This is a genomic window from Halopseudomonas sp., assembly GCF_047631575.1.
GTDB lineage: Bacteria > Pseudomonadota > Gammaproteobacteria > Pseudomonadales > Pseudomonadaceae > Halopseudomonas.
Genome location: NZ_JBLIAB010000004.1, coordinates 143,952 through 158,004, shown reverse-complemented (window position 1 = coordinate 158,004; position 14,053 = coordinate 143,952). Strand labels below are relative to the sequence as shown.

Annotated in this window: 14 protein-coding genes; 9 read left to right on the top strand and 5 right to left on the bottom strand. The window is 58.1% G+C overall.

Translation table 11 applies throughout. The annotated features are described in order from the left end of the window. Window positions 1-4 precede the first annotated feature (4 nt). A complete protein-coding gene (locus tag ACJAXR_RS09550; protein ID WP_415058029.1) occupies window positions 5-1,495 on the top strand; it encodes a helicase HerA-like domain-containing protein in 1,491 nt (496 codons plus the stop codon). Between the two features lie 12 nt (window positions 1,496-1,507). Here ACJAXR_RS09550 and ACJAXR_RS09545 read toward each other — a convergent pair whose 3' ends face one another. From ACJAXR_RS09545 to ACJAXR_RS09535, 3 genes are all read right to left on the bottom strand, one after another. Next, entirely contained in the window at window positions 1,508-2,125 is a 618-nt protein-coding gene (locus tag ACJAXR_RS09545; protein ID WP_415058028.1) for a DUF4136 domain-containing protein, read from the bottom strand. A 91-nt stretch (window positions 2,126-2,216) separates the two neighbouring features. Beyond that, window positions 2,217-3,992 carry an ATP-binding protein gene (locus ACJAXR_RS09540; RefSeq protein WP_415058027.1) on the bottom strand — a complete coding sequence of 592 codons (1,776 nt, stop codon included), beginning with the start codon at window positions 3,990-3,992 and terminating at the stop codon, window positions 2,217-2,219. Then, a complete protein-coding gene (locus ACJAXR_RS09535; RefSeq protein WP_415058026.1) occupies window positions 3,989-5,335 on the bottom strand; it encodes a sigma-54-dependent transcriptional regulator in 1,347 nt (448 codons plus the stop codon). The genes ACJAXR_RS09540 and ACJAXR_RS09535 overlap by 4 nt, the downstream gene beginning before the upstream one ends. Before the next feature lie 153 nt (window positions 5,336-5,488). On the opposite strand from ACJAXR_RS09535, the gene ACJAXR_RS09530 reads away from it, so the two are divergent. Then, window positions 5,489-6,328 carry a BON domain-containing protein gene (locus ACJAXR_RS09530; protein WP_415058025.1) on the top strand — a complete coding sequence of 280 codons (840 nt, stop codon included), beginning with the start codon at window positions 5,489-5,491 and terminating at the stop codon, window positions 6,326-6,328. A 117-nt stretch (window positions 6,329-6,445) separates the two neighbouring features. After that, on the top strand, window positions 6,446-6,610 hold the full coding sequence (locus tag ACJAXR_RS09525; protein WP_415058214.1) for a DUF1328 domain-containing protein: 165 nt from the start codon (window positions 6,446-6,448) through the stop codon (window positions 6,608-6,610). Between the two features lie 74 nt (window positions 6,611-6,684). Here the strand turns inward: ACJAXR_RS09525 and ACJAXR_RS09520 are convergent, their stop codons facing one another. Next, window positions 6,685-7,371: a type 1 glutamine amidotransferase domain-containing protein gene (locus tag ACJAXR_RS09520; protein WP_415058024.1), complete on the bottom strand. Its 687-nt coding sequence runs from the start codon at window positions 7,369-7,371 to the stop codon at window positions 6,685-6,687. 83 nt (window positions 7,372-7,454) lie between these two features. On the opposite strand from ACJAXR_RS09520, the gene ACJAXR_RS09515 reads away from it, so the two are divergent. From ACJAXR_RS09515 to ACJAXR_RS09505, 3 genes are read left to right on the top strand one after another with little or no spacing between them, the layout of a single operon-like run. Next, on the top strand, window positions 7,455-8,207 hold the full coding sequence (locus ACJAXR_RS09515; RefSeq protein ID WP_415058023.1) for a 5-oxoprolinase subunit PxpA: 753 nt from the start codon (window positions 7,455-7,457) through the stop codon (window positions 8,205-8,207). After that, window positions 8,204-8,911: a 5-oxoprolinase subunit PxpB gene (gene pxpB, locus ACJAXR_RS09510; protein WP_415058022.1), complete on the top strand. Its 708-nt coding sequence runs from the start codon at window positions 8,204-8,206 to the stop codon at window positions 8,909-8,911. Before ACJAXR_RS09515 ends, pxpB begins: the two co-directional genes overlap by 4 nt. Further along, entirely contained in the window at window positions 8,908-9,852 is a 945-nt protein-coding gene (locus tag ACJAXR_RS09505) for a biotin-dependent carboxyltransferase family protein (protein ID WP_415058021.1), read from the top strand. The genes pxpB and ACJAXR_RS09505 overlap by 4 nt, the downstream gene beginning before the upstream one ends. Here the strand turns inward: ACJAXR_RS09505 and ACJAXR_RS09500 are convergent. Next, complete coding sequence (locus ACJAXR_RS09500) at window positions 9,813-10,805, bottom strand: AraC family transcriptional regulator (protein WP_415058020.1); 993 nt, start codon at window positions 10,803-10,805, stop codon at window positions 9,813-9,815. The two genes, ACJAXR_RS09505 and ACJAXR_RS09500, sit on opposite strands and share 40 nt — an antisense overlap. Window positions 10,806-10,906: 101 nt before the next feature. Between ACJAXR_RS09500 and ACJAXR_RS09495 the strand changes: the two genes are divergently transcribed. Genes ACJAXR_RS09495 through ACJAXR_RS09485 form a run of 3 tightly spaced genes read left to right on the top strand, consistent with a single transcriptional unit; the run spans window position 10,907 to window position 14,050 of the window. Continuing rightward, window positions 10,907-12,235 carry a flavin-containing monooxygenase gene (locus ACJAXR_RS09495; RefSeq protein ID WP_415058019.1) on the top strand — a complete coding sequence of 443 codons (1,329 nt, stop codon included), beginning with the start codon at window positions 10,907-10,909 and terminating at the stop codon, window positions 12,233-12,235. Between the two features lie 56 nt (window positions 12,236-12,291). Beyond that, window positions 12,292-13,125, top strand: coding sequence for a bile acid:sodium symporter family protein (locus ACJAXR_RS09490; protein WP_415058213.1), 834 nt, complete (start codon window positions 12,292-12,294; stop codon window positions 13,123-13,125). Next, window positions 13,118-14,050, top strand: coding sequence for an SDR family oxidoreductase (locus tag ACJAXR_RS09485; RefSeq protein ID WP_415058018.1), 933 nt, complete (start codon window positions 13,118-13,120; stop codon window positions 14,048-14,050). Before ACJAXR_RS09490 ends, ACJAXR_RS09485 begins: the two co-directional genes overlap by 8 nt. Window positions 14,051-14,053: the final 3 nt, after the last annotated feature.

Below are 14,053 nucleotides of genomic sequence, written 5' to 3'. Positions count from 1 at the left end.
ACCCATGTCTGATAACACCACGCCTGAACTCTTGATTGGCGCCAATACCGAACAACGAGTGGTCATCAGCCCACGGATGGCAAACCGCCATGGCCTGATTGCCGGCGCGACCGGTACCGGCAAAACCATCACCCTGCAGGTGTTGGCGCAGAGTTTTTCCGACATGGGTGTGCCTGTGCTGGTGCCCGATATCAAAGGTGACTTTTCCGGTATAGCCAAGGCCGGAGTAATGGGCGACAAGCTTGCCAAGCGGGCAGGCCAGACCGGGCTAGCAAATTTACAGATGCGCGGTGCACCGACGGTTTTCTGGGATGTGTTTGGCGAGCATGGCCATCCTTTGCGGCTGACTCTGGCCGATTTTGGTCCCGTCATGCTCGCACGACTGTTGAACCTCAATGAGACCCAAAGCGGTGTGCTACAGATACTCTTTCGCGTAGCGGACGACAACGGCTGGTTGCTGCTGGATCTCAAGGATCTACGCGCCATGCTGTCACACCTGAACCAGCATCGCGCCGAGATAGGCCCGCAATATGGCAACATTTCCCCAGCCAGTATTGGCGCCATTCAGCGCTCGCTACTAAGCCTGGAAGGCGAAGGCGGCGAGCGCCTGTTCGGCGAGCCAGCCGTTACCCTGGAAGACTTCCTGCAAACCGACGAGCAGGGCCGGGGAGTGGTTAACACTCTGCATGCCTCCCGACTCTATCGCGATGCGCCACTGGCCTATTCAAGCATCCTACTGTGGCTGTTATCCGAACTCTTCGAACAGCTACCCGAGGTGGGCGACGCCGACAAACCACGATTTGTGCTGTTCTTCGACGAGGCGCATCTACTGTTCAAGGATACACCCAAGAGCCTGGTCGACCGGATCGAACAGGTAGTCCGCTTGATTCGCTCCAAGGGTGTAGGCGTCTATTTCATCACCCAAAGTCCGCTGGATATTCCCGAAGCCATCCTCGGCCAGCTCGGCAATCGGATACAACATGCGCTACGCGCGTTCACCCCACGTGACCAGAAAGCAGTACGCAGCGCTGCACAAACATTCAGAGCCAATCCGAAACTGGATACCGAACAGGTAATCACTGAGCTAGGGGTAGGCGAGGCTTTGGTATCAGTGCTGGATGAAAAGGGCGTGCCAAGTGCTGTGGAGCGCATCCTCGTGCGCCCCCCGGCGAGCCAGATGGGGCCGTTGTCCACCGATGAGCGAAGCCAACTGCTGACCCGGTCACTTCTGGCCGGCGTGTACGACCAGGAGTTGGACCGCGATTCAGCCTATGAAGTACTCCGACGCCAAGCTGAACAGGCGCTCTCGAACGAGACCGCCAGCACTCGAACCCAGCAGCAGGCCAATCGTGAACGTGCCCCCGCTCGGTCAACCCGCAAGTCCGGGTTGGAAAACATGGCCGGATCCCTGGGCCGCAGTGCCATGCGCAGTCTCGGCAGCCAGCTTGGCCGCGCGATCGTGAGGGGCCTGCTGGGATCGTTCAAGGGCCGCTGATTGCGGAGTCAGTTAGGGCGGAGGATAGCCGCTGAGAATGCGGGTGATCATTTCACGGATCTGCAGCGCGCGTTCCGCTGGCGGTTGTGACGCATCCCATAGTTGCTGATCGTCACTACCGCGCCAAACTAACTGGCCGTCACTCGCATCACGCAAATCGACCTGCAGCGTCAACATCTGATAATCAACTGAGCGTGACTGGGTATAAGACGGTCCGCCACCCCAACCCCATCCCCAGTAGCCAATTGAGCCACCAAAGCTAGTCGTCACCTGATCTTCTTTTTCCTCGCTGATCACGTTCACCTGAACACGCAAATTGGCAGACAGGTCTTCCCTGGCCGGCCGCAGGCCACGCACGTCGAGCTGATCACCAACGGCATTGCGAATGCGCTGGCTGGTCAGATCACTACGTACCCGCGGATCTTCCGCGGGCGTGTAAGTGATGGCCTGCTCAGCCCAGCTCCAGGTTCGGTACTGGGTAAAATCACGACTGGTATCGTAATCGCGCTCAACAGGAGCGGTCTGGCAGGCCACTAGCAGCAGGGCAAAGACGACGATCAGTACGCCAGACCGCACCGGGGCAATAACGCATGTATTCGTCTGCACATCAGACAATCGTAAAGGCAGCATGAGCGGTACCTCATTTTAACGGGCTTGTCCTTTTCGACTCGAATCCCGGTTTTTGGTTCAGCTGTCCGAACTACTCAGCCGGATGGGAGCTTCAAAGCGGTAGCGAAAAGATAAAACGCGATCCGTGGCCTGGCGTCGATTCCATTCCTATACTGCCGCCGTGCAACAGCACGATTTCCTTGCACAAGGCCAATCCCAGGCCCACACCGCCACGCTTGTGGCTTACCTGGGCGAAGGGCTCAAAAACACGCGCTTGCTGGCTGTAAGGGATACCCTCGCCATCGTCCTCGACCTGCATGACCAGCCGGTCAGCCTTGCGTCTTCCTTGCAAGGTAACATGCCCACCTTTTTTCGTGTGACGCAGAGCGTTGGCAATCAGATTATCCAGTACCCTGCTGATTTTCAGATGATCAAGATCGACGCCAGGCAACTCACTACTCAACTCGACCTCGAAATCTATACCCTGCTCCAGCGCCTGGCTGGCAAAGCGGTGATGCGCTTGAAGCAACAAACCTTCGACATCGCAGGGAGCCGGTTCAATCTTTTGCAATCCGCTCTGATAGCGTGAGAAGTTCAAAAGTTCATTGATCAGATGGACCAGCCGGCGCATTTCTTCATCCACTGTCTGCGCCAGGTCAGCTTCGCGTCCGTCATCAGCCAGTTTCAGGCGCTCACGCAAAAGAGCAAATGCCATGTGCATACCGGCAACGGGCGTACGTAACTCATGGGAGGCACGTAATACAAATTCGCTGCGAACCCGCTCGAAGGCACGCTGATCAGTGACATCGCGCAACACCATAACGGCGCAGAGCACACAGCCTTCATCATTGCTGACCGAAGAGAGACTATAACTGAGTACCCGCGGCTCACCTCCTGCCACCACACGAAGATCCTGCTCGCCTTCTTCACGCGTGTCCCCTTGCAAAACCCGGGACAGCTGTTCGTCCAATTCTGGATAATCAAGCAGCTCACCCAACCGCAGACCTAGATCCTGCTCTGCGCAGCCAAGCTGACGCTGCGCCACCGGATTGACATGTTCCAGAGAACCGTCGCGATTGAAGATCAACAAACCGCCATCCATGCTATCAAGCACTGCCTTCAGCCGCTTCTGCCCCGCTTGCAGCGCCGCCAGATCGCTGTTCTTAAACGACTGCAGAGAGTCCGCCATGAGCCCGAAGCGCCGGCTGAGAACCCGCAATTCGGCAATCTTTGAGATAGGCAGCATGACCCGAAAGTCACCCTTGCCGATGCGATCTGCAGCGCGAGCCAACGCTTCGATGGGGCGTCCAATTCGTTGTGCGAAGCTATTGGCAATGACCAGACCTATAAGCAATACCGCAATAATCACCAGACCCAGCAGTGTGGCAATCAGTGTTGCGCGGCCCTGCATCTCAACCGTTGAGCGCTTGACGTTATCGACATAGCGGTTCTGGACCGCGTTTATCCGGTTACGCATGGCCGCGATCACTGCAGCGAGTTCAACATTCTGCGAGAACTCGCTACGGCCAGCATAAGGCCTTTGCAGGATCTTTTGGAACGCAGCATAATTTAACTGGATAGCGGTAATGGCTTCGCGGTCAAGCTGATCAACCACGCTGATTGACGCACCGTCCAGCCAGCCCTTAAAGGATTGGTCAGATGTGGCCAGAGCGGTACGATCAAGGTTTTCGGCCAGTAATAATGTGACTTGGGTGCTCAGTTCCTGCCCCAATCCCTGGCTGGACTCAATGATACTTAGATTGCGACTCATCACCCCGTTCCGCGCATCGGTCAGTTGCAATACACTGTAAAGACCGAGAACCAGACCCAGCAAGGCCACAGCGAGCAACCCGCTGATGCCGAGAAAAAGCCTGCTTCGCAGCTTCACAAGGCTAACTGCTTGCGCTTTCGATACAGCGTCGAGGCATCGATACCCAGCGTCCTGGCGGCCTGGTCAAGTGTCTCGCTATTGGCCAACACCGAAGCAATATGCGCACTCTCCAGATCGTCCAGAGTCATCTCGGAACCGATTCGTGGCGCGTTAACGACTGTCGGACCAGTGAAACCAAGATGATTGACACCCACCATTTTGTCCGCACAAATGATACTCGCGCGCTCCATGACATTACGCAGCTCACGTATGTTGCCTGGCCAGCTATAGCCGCGCAAACTCTCTATAGCCTCTTCGCTGAGGGCTTTGGCCGGGGTACCGTAATCCTTCACAAAACGCGCCAGAAAACGCTCCGCCAGGGGCACAATGTCATCCTGACGGTCGCGCAGCGGCGGGACAGTCAAGGTGATCACGTTTAGTCTATAAATCAGATCTTCACGAAATTCACCCGCTTTAACCATCGCCGACAAATTGCGATTGGTCGCCGCCAAAATGCGCACATCCGCCCGCCGAGTGAACGGATCACCGACACGCTCGTATTCCTTATCCTGAATGAAACGCAGCAGTTTGGGCTGCAAGGCCAGCGGAAAATCACCGATCTCGTCAAGGAACAAAGTACCAACATCCGCCTGATTGACCCTGCCCAGCGTATTCTCGCTGGCTCCGGTAAAGGCGCCCCGAACATGGCCGAACAATTCGCTCTCCATCAGGTCGGCGCTCAATGATGGGCAGTTAATGGTAACGAAATTCTTTTTCGCCCGTCGGCTCCAGCCATGGATCGCGCGGGCCAGTTCGCCCTTGCCGGTACCCGACTCCCCCAGAATAAGAATATTGGCATCGGTCACGGCTACCTGGCGCGCCGTATCGAGCACGGTCATCATCACCGGGCAGTGGGACTCGATAACGTGTTCGGACTGGCCCATCTGGCCCTCGAGCAGTTCCAGTCGCGCTGCCAACTGCCGCACCTTGAGCTGCTTGGCAGCGCTCATGCGCAGTTGCTCGGGACCGCAGGGCTTGACCAAATAATCCGAGGCGCCCGCCTGGATCGCATCGACCGCCGTATCGACCGCCGAGTGCGCGGTAACAATAACCACCACCATCCAGGGCGCTTGCGTGCGCATGGTCGCCAACAGATCCAGGCCGCTGTCGTCTCCAAGACGCAAATCCAGAAAGCACAGGTCAAACACATGCTGACGCAAGACCTCCTCGGCATTCGCCGCCGTGCTCGCGGTGGCTACCTCATAGCCTTCATCTTCCAGACAATAGCGAAAAGTGCGCAGGATTGCCGCTTCATCATCGACCAGAAGAATGCGTCCACTGTTTTGATCCGCTGTATCCATGACTGCGCTCCAGAATAAATATTACTTTGCCGAGTGTAACATTCGTGCAAATTGCATGGCGAGCTGATATTAACCCTAGATTTCCGGGGTGTAGGCGGACCAGTCCATGGCCGTCTAAGCTATGATTTCACGCATCATAATAGGGAGATATCCATGCACAAGCTGAAAGCCCTAGCCTATGCCACGGCAACTGCCGGCGTACTTGCACTCTCACCAGCCCATGCCCAGACCAACCCAAATAACGATATTGCTGAAGCAAGACTGGAAGGCTCGGTCGCTACCGCCTTTGCATTGAACCGCCATCTGAACCCCTTTCGCATTCAGGTAGCGGTGGAAGATCAGACAGCGGTGCTGACCGGGACAGTCGAGAACGGAGTAAACCGAAATCTGGCTAAACAGGTCGCGCTGAGCATCGAAGGTATCGACCGGGTCGACAATCAGATTGCCATCGATACCAATGTCGATCGAAGCAATGCGCGGCGAACCAGCCTGGCTAACAGTCTCGACGACGCTACCACCACCGCGGCAGTAAAGTCCAAGCTGCTGTGGAATCGTTACACTCAAGGCCTGGATATCGATGTCGATACCCACAACAGCGTGGTGACCCTGACCGGGGCAGTTGATAGCGATGCCGCCCGGGAACTGGCTGAACGATTAGCCCGCAATACCCGCGGTGTGCTCGAAGTGCGCAACAACTTGGCCATTACCGATAAGCCGGGGACTGCGGTGCGGGCCCAGCAAGCTGCAGGACAGGCTGCCGAAGGTGCTGCAGATGCCGTCAGCGACGTTTGGATTACCAGCAAGGTCAAATCAAGCCTACTGTTCAGCCGCAGCCTCGATGGCGTGAACATCTCGGTCACGTCGCGCGCTGGCGACGTAACTTTTAGCGGCTCAGTAGATAGCGAGCAAAGTCGGGAACTGGCAATCGAAATCGCACAGGGCATCCGCGGCGTGAACAATGTCGATGCCGAGGCACTTGACGTCTTACGCTGAACTAAATCAGATATGCGTTAACCAACAAGCAGGAGAGCCTAGGATAAAGCTCAAGGACCCTGTTTTTGGCGATTCAGAATCGTCCCGATTCGCTGCATATTTCAAGGAGAAATAGCTATATTGAAATGGGCAATTACCTTTCTTATTATCGCCATTATTGCTGCAGTCTTGGGCTTTGGCGGCATTGCAGGTACCGCAACCGGGATCGCCAAGATTCTGTTCCTGGTCTTTTTGGTGCTGTTCGTGGTGTCTCTCGTAATGGGCCGCAAACCACGCGTCTAGACAGCATTTGTACGGTCTACCGGCATAAAAAAACCGCTACTGTGAGGTAGCGGTTTTTTGTCATTGCCACTGGATCATTTGCTGTGATTTAACAGCTCCAGCAAGGCTTCAGCGGCTTTTTCCGATGAGGCCGGATTCTGACCCGTCACCAGATTACCATCGACTTTGACGTAGGACGCCCAGTCGTCACCCTTGCTGTAGAGTCCGCCGCGCTCACGCAAGACATCCTCAAGCAGATACGGCACCACCTTTGTCAGGCCTACCGCTTCTTCCTCGGAGTTCGAGAAACCAGTCACCTGACGACCCTTGACCAACGGCTCGCCAGAGGCGGATCGGGCCTGCAACAAAGCAGCCGGTGCGTGGCACACCGCGCCAATCGGCTTGTCCGCCTGCAGGAAGGCTTCAAGCAGGGCTATTGACTGGGTATCACGGTAGAGATCCCACATCGGACCGTGACCACCGGGGTAGAACACCGCATCATAATCACCGGCCTCGACTTCAGTCAGTCGGTGGGTGTTGGCCAGATGGCCCTGTGCTTCTTTATCCTTGGCAAAACGACGCGTCGCATCCGTTTGTGCATCAGGCTCGTCGCTCTTGGGGTCCAGCGGCGGATGACCACCGGCGGGCGAGGCCAACACTACCTCTGCACCGGCGTCACGCAAGACGTAATAGGGCGCGGCGAACTCCTCGAGCCAGAAACCCGTCTTATTACCGGTGTCACCCAGCTGATCGTGCGAGGTCAGTACCATCAATATCTTCATGACATTCCTTTAGCAAATGTGTGGCATTTGGCTGTTTGACTCATTCTGGGTTAGTTTGTTCAATCTGACCAAGGACAGCTTGTATGAAGACGTTACTGCTCAACTGCGATATGGGCGAGAGCTTCGGCGCATGGCAAATGGGGCTGGACGAGGAGGTGATGCCACACATCGACTGCGCCAGCATCGCCTGTGGCTTCCATGCCGGCGATCCTAGCGTAATGCGGCGCACCGTAAGCCTGGCAGTCAAGCATGGCGTGCGCATCGGTGCACACCCGGCATATCCCGATCTGGCCGGTTTTGGTCGCCGCTCGATGAGCTGCTCGCCGCGCGAAGTAGAAGATCTGTTGCACTACCAGATCGGGGCCCTCAATGGCATCTGCCGGGCCCAAGGCGCGACCGTATCCTATGTGAAACCCCACGGCGCACTCTACAACGACATGATGCGCGACCCGGAGCTACTGCATACGGTCATACGCGCAGTCGCCGCGTATAGTCCGGACTTGCCGCTGGTACTGCTGGCCCGCCGTGACAACAGCGAGGCAGAAGCAATCGCTACACAACATGGTGTCGGCCTGCTGTTTGAGGCATTTGCCGACCGAACCTACGACGCCCAGGGCCATCTTGTGCCACGAGAACGTCCCGGCGCCATCCACCTGACCCATGAGGCCGTGGTCGCCCAGGCACTGAAGATCGCCACAGGCCAGCCATTATCCACAACCGATGGCAGCATGCTGCAGCTGCAGGCCGATACACTGTGCGTGCATGGCGATAATCCCGCCGCACTGGCGGCTATACAGCAGATCCGTGCAGCGCTGCAGAGTGCCGCGGGCCGATGATTTACTGGCTCGAGACTATCGGGCTTGATGTGTTGCTGATCCGCTTGTTCCATCAGGTAGACGAATCCAACGTGCCCTGGCTGCTCAGTGCGACTAATCGGTTGCGCGACGCATTCGGTACGCAGCTGATCGATCTGGTGCCGTCCTACACGACCTTGATGCTGCACTACGATTTAGAGCAGCTGGATGAGCGCAAGGCCCGGAATCTAGTGGGGCGCGCCCTGCATAATCTGCAGCCGGAACAGAGCGACACCAGTGGCGCCCGACATAACGTACCCGTGTGGTACGACGCGCGGGTCGGCCCGGATCTACAGCGTATTGCGAAACTCAAGGGGCAGAGTGAAGAAGCCGTTATCCAAGCGCATTGCGCGCGAGTCTACCGGGTCTTTGCCCTGGGCTTCGCCCCCGGCTTCGGCTATCTGGGGCTGCTCGACCCTGCGCTGGTCGCACCGCGCCTGACGACTCCCCGACAATCGGTGCCTGCGGGCAGTGTGGCTATTGCCGAACACCAAACAGCAATCTATCCGCTAGCGTCGCCCGGCGGCTGGAATCTGTTGGGACGCACCGCTGTTCAGTTGTTCGACCCTGGCCTTGAAGGCTACAGCCTGCTGCAGCCCGGCGACAAGGTGCGTTTCGTAGCAATTGACCGCACCGAGTTCCTGCGCCAGGGCGGTGACGACACACCCATGGAATCTATGGCGTGAACAGGCTGATTATAGAACGCACGTTAGGACTCGCGCAGCTGCAGGACCTTGGCCGGTTCGGCGTGCGACATATTGGTGTTACCCAAGGCGGTGCACTGGACTGGATAGCGGCTGGCTGGGCAAATCGATTGCTGGGTAATGATCCAGACTGCGCAGTAATAGAAATACCCCTGGGCGGTCTGACCTTGCACTGTCAGCAGGACAGCACTCTTGCCTTGACCGGCGCTGATCTGGCCGCAACCCTTGACCAGGCACCCCTCATACCCTGGCGCAGCTTTGTAATGCGCCGGGGTCAGCAACTGATCTTTCATCCGCCCATTACCGGTGTTCGCGGCTATCTGGCTGCACCGGGCGGCTTTTTCGCACCGAGGATCCTTGGCTCCCGGTCAACTGTGCGGCGGGAAAAATTGGGTGGCCTGAATGGCGAAGGCGAGCCGTTGCGCAGCGGCGATTGTCTGACCTTTGCCGGAGATCATCGACCTGTGCTGATGCTTCCCTCGGCGCTGATACCGGATTATTCGATACCGGCCCTGCTTGCGCTGTTGCCCGGCCCTCGGCTGAGCGGATTTTCCGGGCGCAGCCTGTTCGATGCCTTCAACCGTTTCTGGCAGATCGATTCCCGTGCTGATCGGATGGGTGTTCACCTTAACGGGCCAATCCTGCATTATCAGGGTGCCGGCATGGTATCCGAAGGCCTCCCGCTGGGGGCCGTTCAGGTCCCGCCGGATGGCCAACCCATCGCGCTACTCAACGATCGCCAAACCATCGGCGGTTATCCGTGTCTGGGTACGCTGACGCCACAGGCTTGCGCACGCCTGGCGCAATGTCCGGCAGGCACACAGGTGATGATGAAGACTATCGGGTCGGAGGCGGCCAAGCGTCAGCATTTAGATCTGCTTGGTCAGCTGGCGGCACCGCTGCCATCTGTGGCGTCACGATAACGGGCAGGTGTGGCCCCTTGCCAGCGGCGAAAGGCTCTGACAAAAGCGCCTTCATCAGAAAATCCCAGATCCTCGGCAATCCTAGCAACCCGTTGATCATCACGTAATGCCCGGCAGGCCATCTGCTGCAAAACGCTCTCGCGCAGGATTTTAAATGAGGGTCCTTCTTCGCCTAGCAGACGATTGAGATGCCGGCTGCTGAGATCCAGTTCGGCGGCCATTCGCTCCTTGCCCCAGCGCGGGTGCTGGCGCACCAGGCGCTGCACCTCGGCAGTCAGGCTGTGCTGGCCAAGGGCGGCCAGCGTTTGGTCGGCGAATTGCCGCAGATGCTCACGCAGAGCTCCGTTGGCCTGAATCAAAGGCAACTGCAACTGTTCTGCCGAAAATCCCAGGCTGTTATGTGCCGCGCCAAAGTGCAGCGGGCAATCGATCAGCTGCGCATACGCCTCAGGCTGGGTGAGTGGGGTATGGGTAAACCATAGCCCCGTAGGCTGAAAACGCCCGCCGGTCGACCAGCGGGTCAGGTTAAGCTGGCTGGCAAACACGGCCTCGACTCGCTCGGCCTGACGCACCGTCAGGTCTGGCTGGTAATCAATGAACACCTGATCCGCGCTGTGACGCAGGCTGAATTCACCGCCATCGCCGATGACCGGTGCGTATTCGATGAGCTGCTCCAGCGCCTCTCCGAGTGTATCGGAGGTCACCAGCAGCATGCCGGCACTGTCCAGATGGCCGATCTGCATCTCCAGGCCAAGGCGCAAACCCGCCAGTGGATTGTCGCTGGCAGCGCAAAACGCCTCCCACAGAGCATCCTGGCGAGCCAGCGGCACCCGCTGACCGGGCCGCAACTCAGCCAGCAAGGCCGCAGGCAGCACCAGTCCCAGACGCTCTGCAGCCTGCACTATTGCCTGACTGTAAAGCGGCGTCACGCTGTGTTCAGAAGTGTCGCGCATGGCCTGAATTGCCGGTCCTTTGTCCTGTTTGGTGCGATACGCCTCAGGGCGCATCCACTAGACTGGCAAGCATAACAACAAAAACTCCCGAGGTAGCATCCATGTATGCAGTGATTGGCGCCGGCCCGATGGGCCTGGCCGCAGCCCGCAATCTTCAGAAACTCGACATTCCCTTCACCGGTTTCGAGCTGCACAGCGACGTGGGTGGGTTGTGGGATATTGATAATCCGCATAGCACCATGTACGAGACCGCGCACCTGATCTCGTCCAAACGCATGACCGAGTTCAGCGAGTTCCCCATGCGTGAATCGGTCGCCTTCTACCCACACCATAAGGAACTGCGCCGGTACTTCCGCGACTTCGCCGAGCATTTCGATCTCAAGTCGCAGTACGAGTTCGCAACGCGTGTGATCAGCATGGAGCCCGCGGGCAGCGGCTGGCGCCTGATCAGCGAATGCAATGGCGCGCAGCAATCGAGATTGTTCGACGGCGTACTGATCGCCAATGGCACCCTGCATACACCCAACATGCCCGCACTACCCGGTGAGTTTGCCGGGGAGCTGATGCACTCTTCCGAGTATCGAAGTCCGTCCGTTTTCAATGGCAAACGTGTGTTGATCGTCGGCTGTGGTAACTCCGGCGCCGATATCGCCGTGGACGCCGTACACCACGCCACATCAGTAGACATCAGCCTTCGGCGCGGTTATTACTTCCTGCCCAAATTCATCAAGGGCCGACCCATTGATACGCTGGGCGGCAAGCTCAAGCTGCCGCGCCCGCTGAAGCAGCGCATGGACGCAGCGATGATCCGCATGATCGTCGGCAAACCCTCCGATTACGGACTGCCGGACCCGGATTACCGCATGTACCAATCACACCCGGTGGTCAATTCGTTGGTACTGCACCATTTGGGTCATGGCGATATCAAGGCGCGCCGCGATATAAGTCAGGTCGACGGCCACACCGTGACTTTCATCGATGGCGAAAGCGCCGACTATGATCTGATTCTGATGGCCACTGGATACCTGCTTGATTATCCCTTCATCGACCGCACTCACCTGAACTGGCCCGCTGGCCAGGACGCACCGCAGCTTTATATGAACGTCTTCCATCCGCAGTATGACAACCTGTTCATGATGGGCATGATCGAGGCGGCCGGTCTGGGCTGGGAGGGGCGCAATCAACAGGCGCGGCTGGTGGCGCTGTATATCCAGCAGCGCCAGCAGAATGCAGAAGCGGCCAACCGGTTCGACAAGATCAAACAGGCCCGCGCCGGCGTGACCCTGGATGGCGGTTATGACTACATCAAGCTGGCCCGCATGGCCTACTACGTGAACAAGGATGAGTACCTGAAGACTCTGGCCGAGCACATTACCGAGCTGCATAGTGGTCTGCGTGCTGAAGAACCCCAGCCGGCGCCCACAGCGTGAGCGGCGCGCTGCCGATCGAGTTCGACCCGGCCAGCCTGATTCTGCTCAATGTCATCATGGCCTGCATGATGTTCGGCGTCTCGCTGAGCCTGCGCCTCGAGGATTTCAAGCGTATTGCCCTGGCGCCCATTGCACCCTTGGCGGGGCTGTTTGCCCAGTTCCTGCTGCTACCTCTAGCCACCTGCCTGTTCACCTGGGCACTGAAGATCGATGCCGAGCTGGCGCTGGGGATGATTCTGGTCGCCTCCTGCCCGGGCGGCAGCTTCTCCAACATCATGACCTGGCTGGCCCGCGGCAACGTGGCGGTCTCGGTCAGCATGACGGCGGTCTCCAGCCTGGCTGCCACGGTGCTGACGCCTCTGAACTTTGCCTTCTATGGCTGGCTCAACCCGCACACCCGCGAATACCTGACCCAGATCACCCTGGAGCCGGGCGGCATCCTGCTGTTGGTGTTGCTGGTGCTGGCGCTACCGCTGGTGCTGGGCATGGTCACCGGACGCAAACTGCCGGGGCTGGTGGAACGTAGCGAGAAGCCATTGCGCATCATCTCGTTGCTGGTCTTCCTGGGCTTTGTGGCGATCGCGTTTTCCAACAACTTCGGCCTGTTTCTGGAGCGCTTCCACAGCTTTTTCTGGCTGGTGGTCGCCCACAATCTGCTGGCCCTGTCCCTGGGCTACGGCATGGGCGTGCTGCTCAAACTGCCGGTGGCCGACCGCCGAGCCGTGACCATGGAGGTGGGCATACAGAACTCCGGGCTGGGTCTGGTCATCCTCTTCACATTTTTCCCGGAGGCCGGCGGTATGATGTTGATCACCGCGTTCTGGGGCGTCTGGCACCTGGTGTCCGGCATCACTCTTTCACAGATCTGGGCGCGCACTGCACATGACTAAACGCATACTCATTACCGGCGCTGCCGGCTATATCGGCCATCAGCTGGGTAATCGGCTGGCGGCTCACTACCACGTGGTCGGCACCGACATCCGCAGCCGCGACGATCTGGCTTTTCCGGTCACCGCGCTGGATGTGCGCGATCCGAGTCTGGCCGATGTGCTGAAGGAGAAGGGCATTACTCACGTGGTTCACCTGGCGTCCATTCTTCAAGCATCGAAGGACCGCGCTCGGGATTTCGATATTGACGTCAATGGCACCCGCAACGTCCTCGAGTGCTGCAGCAAGGCGGGCGTAGACCACCTGACATTGACCAGTTCAGGCGCCGCCTACGGTTACCACGCGGACAATCCTGCGTGGATTGACGAACAGGACGCCCTGCGCGGCAATACCGAATTCGCCTATTCCGATCACAAGCGACAGGTCGAAGAAATGCTCGCCGATTTCCGAAACACGCATTCACAACTCCAGCAACTGATCTTCCGTCCGGGGACAGTTCTGGGCACCGATACCCGCAATCAGATCACCACCCTGTTCATGGCCCCGCGCATCCTGGCCCTCAGGGGCAGCGATTCGCCCTTCGTGTTCATCTGGGACCAGGACGTGATTGGCGCTATGGAGATGGGTATTAGCGAAGACAAGGTCGGCATCTACAATATGGCCGGGGACGGTGCGCTGACCATGGCGGATATCGCCCGCCGTATGAACAAGCCACTTCTCAGATTACCCGTATGGTTGGTCAAGGCAGGCCTGCAGATTGCAAAATGGCGCGGCAAACCCACCGGGCCGGAGCAGGTGAATTTTCTGCGCTATCGACCGGTACTGAGTAATCGGCGGTTGAAAGAGGAGTTTGGCTATTCCCTGGCGAAAACATCCGCCGAGACCTTTGACTATTTCATCAAGTGCAATGGGTTGCGTAAACCCTGACAC

Excerpts from the sequence above, each read along its gene's own strand:
- ACJAXR_RS09500 (WP_415058020.1), bottom strand. The coding sequence starts at position 10,805 with ATGCGCGACACTTCTGAACACAGCGTGACGCCGCTTTACAGTCAGGCA.
- ACJAXR_RS09515 (WP_415058023.1), top strand. The coding sequence starts at position 7,455 with ATGAAGACGTTACTGCTCAACTGCGATATGGGCGAGAGCTTCGGCGCA.
- ACJAXR_RS09530 (WP_415058025.1), top strand. The coding sequence starts at position 5,489 with ATGCACAAGCTGAAAGCCCTAGCCTATGCCACGGCAACTGCCGGCGTA.
- ACJAXR_RS09490 (WP_415058213.1), top strand. The coding sequence starts at position 12,292 with ATGGCCTGCATGATGTTCGGCGTCTCGCTGAGCCTGCGCCTCGAGGAT.
- ACJAXR_RS09485 (WP_415058018.1), top strand. The coding sequence starts at position 13,118 with ATGACTAAACGCATACTCATTACCGGCGCTGCCGGCTATATCGGCCAT.
- ACJAXR_RS09545 (WP_415058028.1), bottom strand. The coding sequence starts at position 2,125 with ATGCTGCCTTTACGATTGTCTGATGTGCAGACGAATACATGCGTTATT.
- ACJAXR_RS09520 (WP_415058024.1), bottom strand. The coding sequence starts at position 7,371 with ATGAAGATATTGATGGTACTGACCTCGCACGATCAGCTGGGTGACACC.
- pxpB (WP_415058022.1), top strand. The coding sequence starts at position 8,204 with ATGATTTACTGGCTCGAGACTATCGGGCTTGATGTGTTGCTGATCCGC.
- ACJAXR_RS09550 (WP_415058029.1), top strand. The coding sequence starts at position 5 with ATGTCTGATAACACCACGCCTGAACTCTTGATTGGCGCCAATACCGAA.
- ACJAXR_RS09535 (WP_415058026.1), bottom strand. The coding sequence starts at position 5,335 with ATGGATACAGCGGATCAAAACAGTGGACGCATTCTTCTGGTCGATGAT.
- ACJAXR_RS09495 (WP_415058019.1), top strand. The coding sequence starts at position 10,907 with ATGTATGCAGTGATTGGCGCCGGCCCGATGGGCCTGGCCGCAGCCCGC.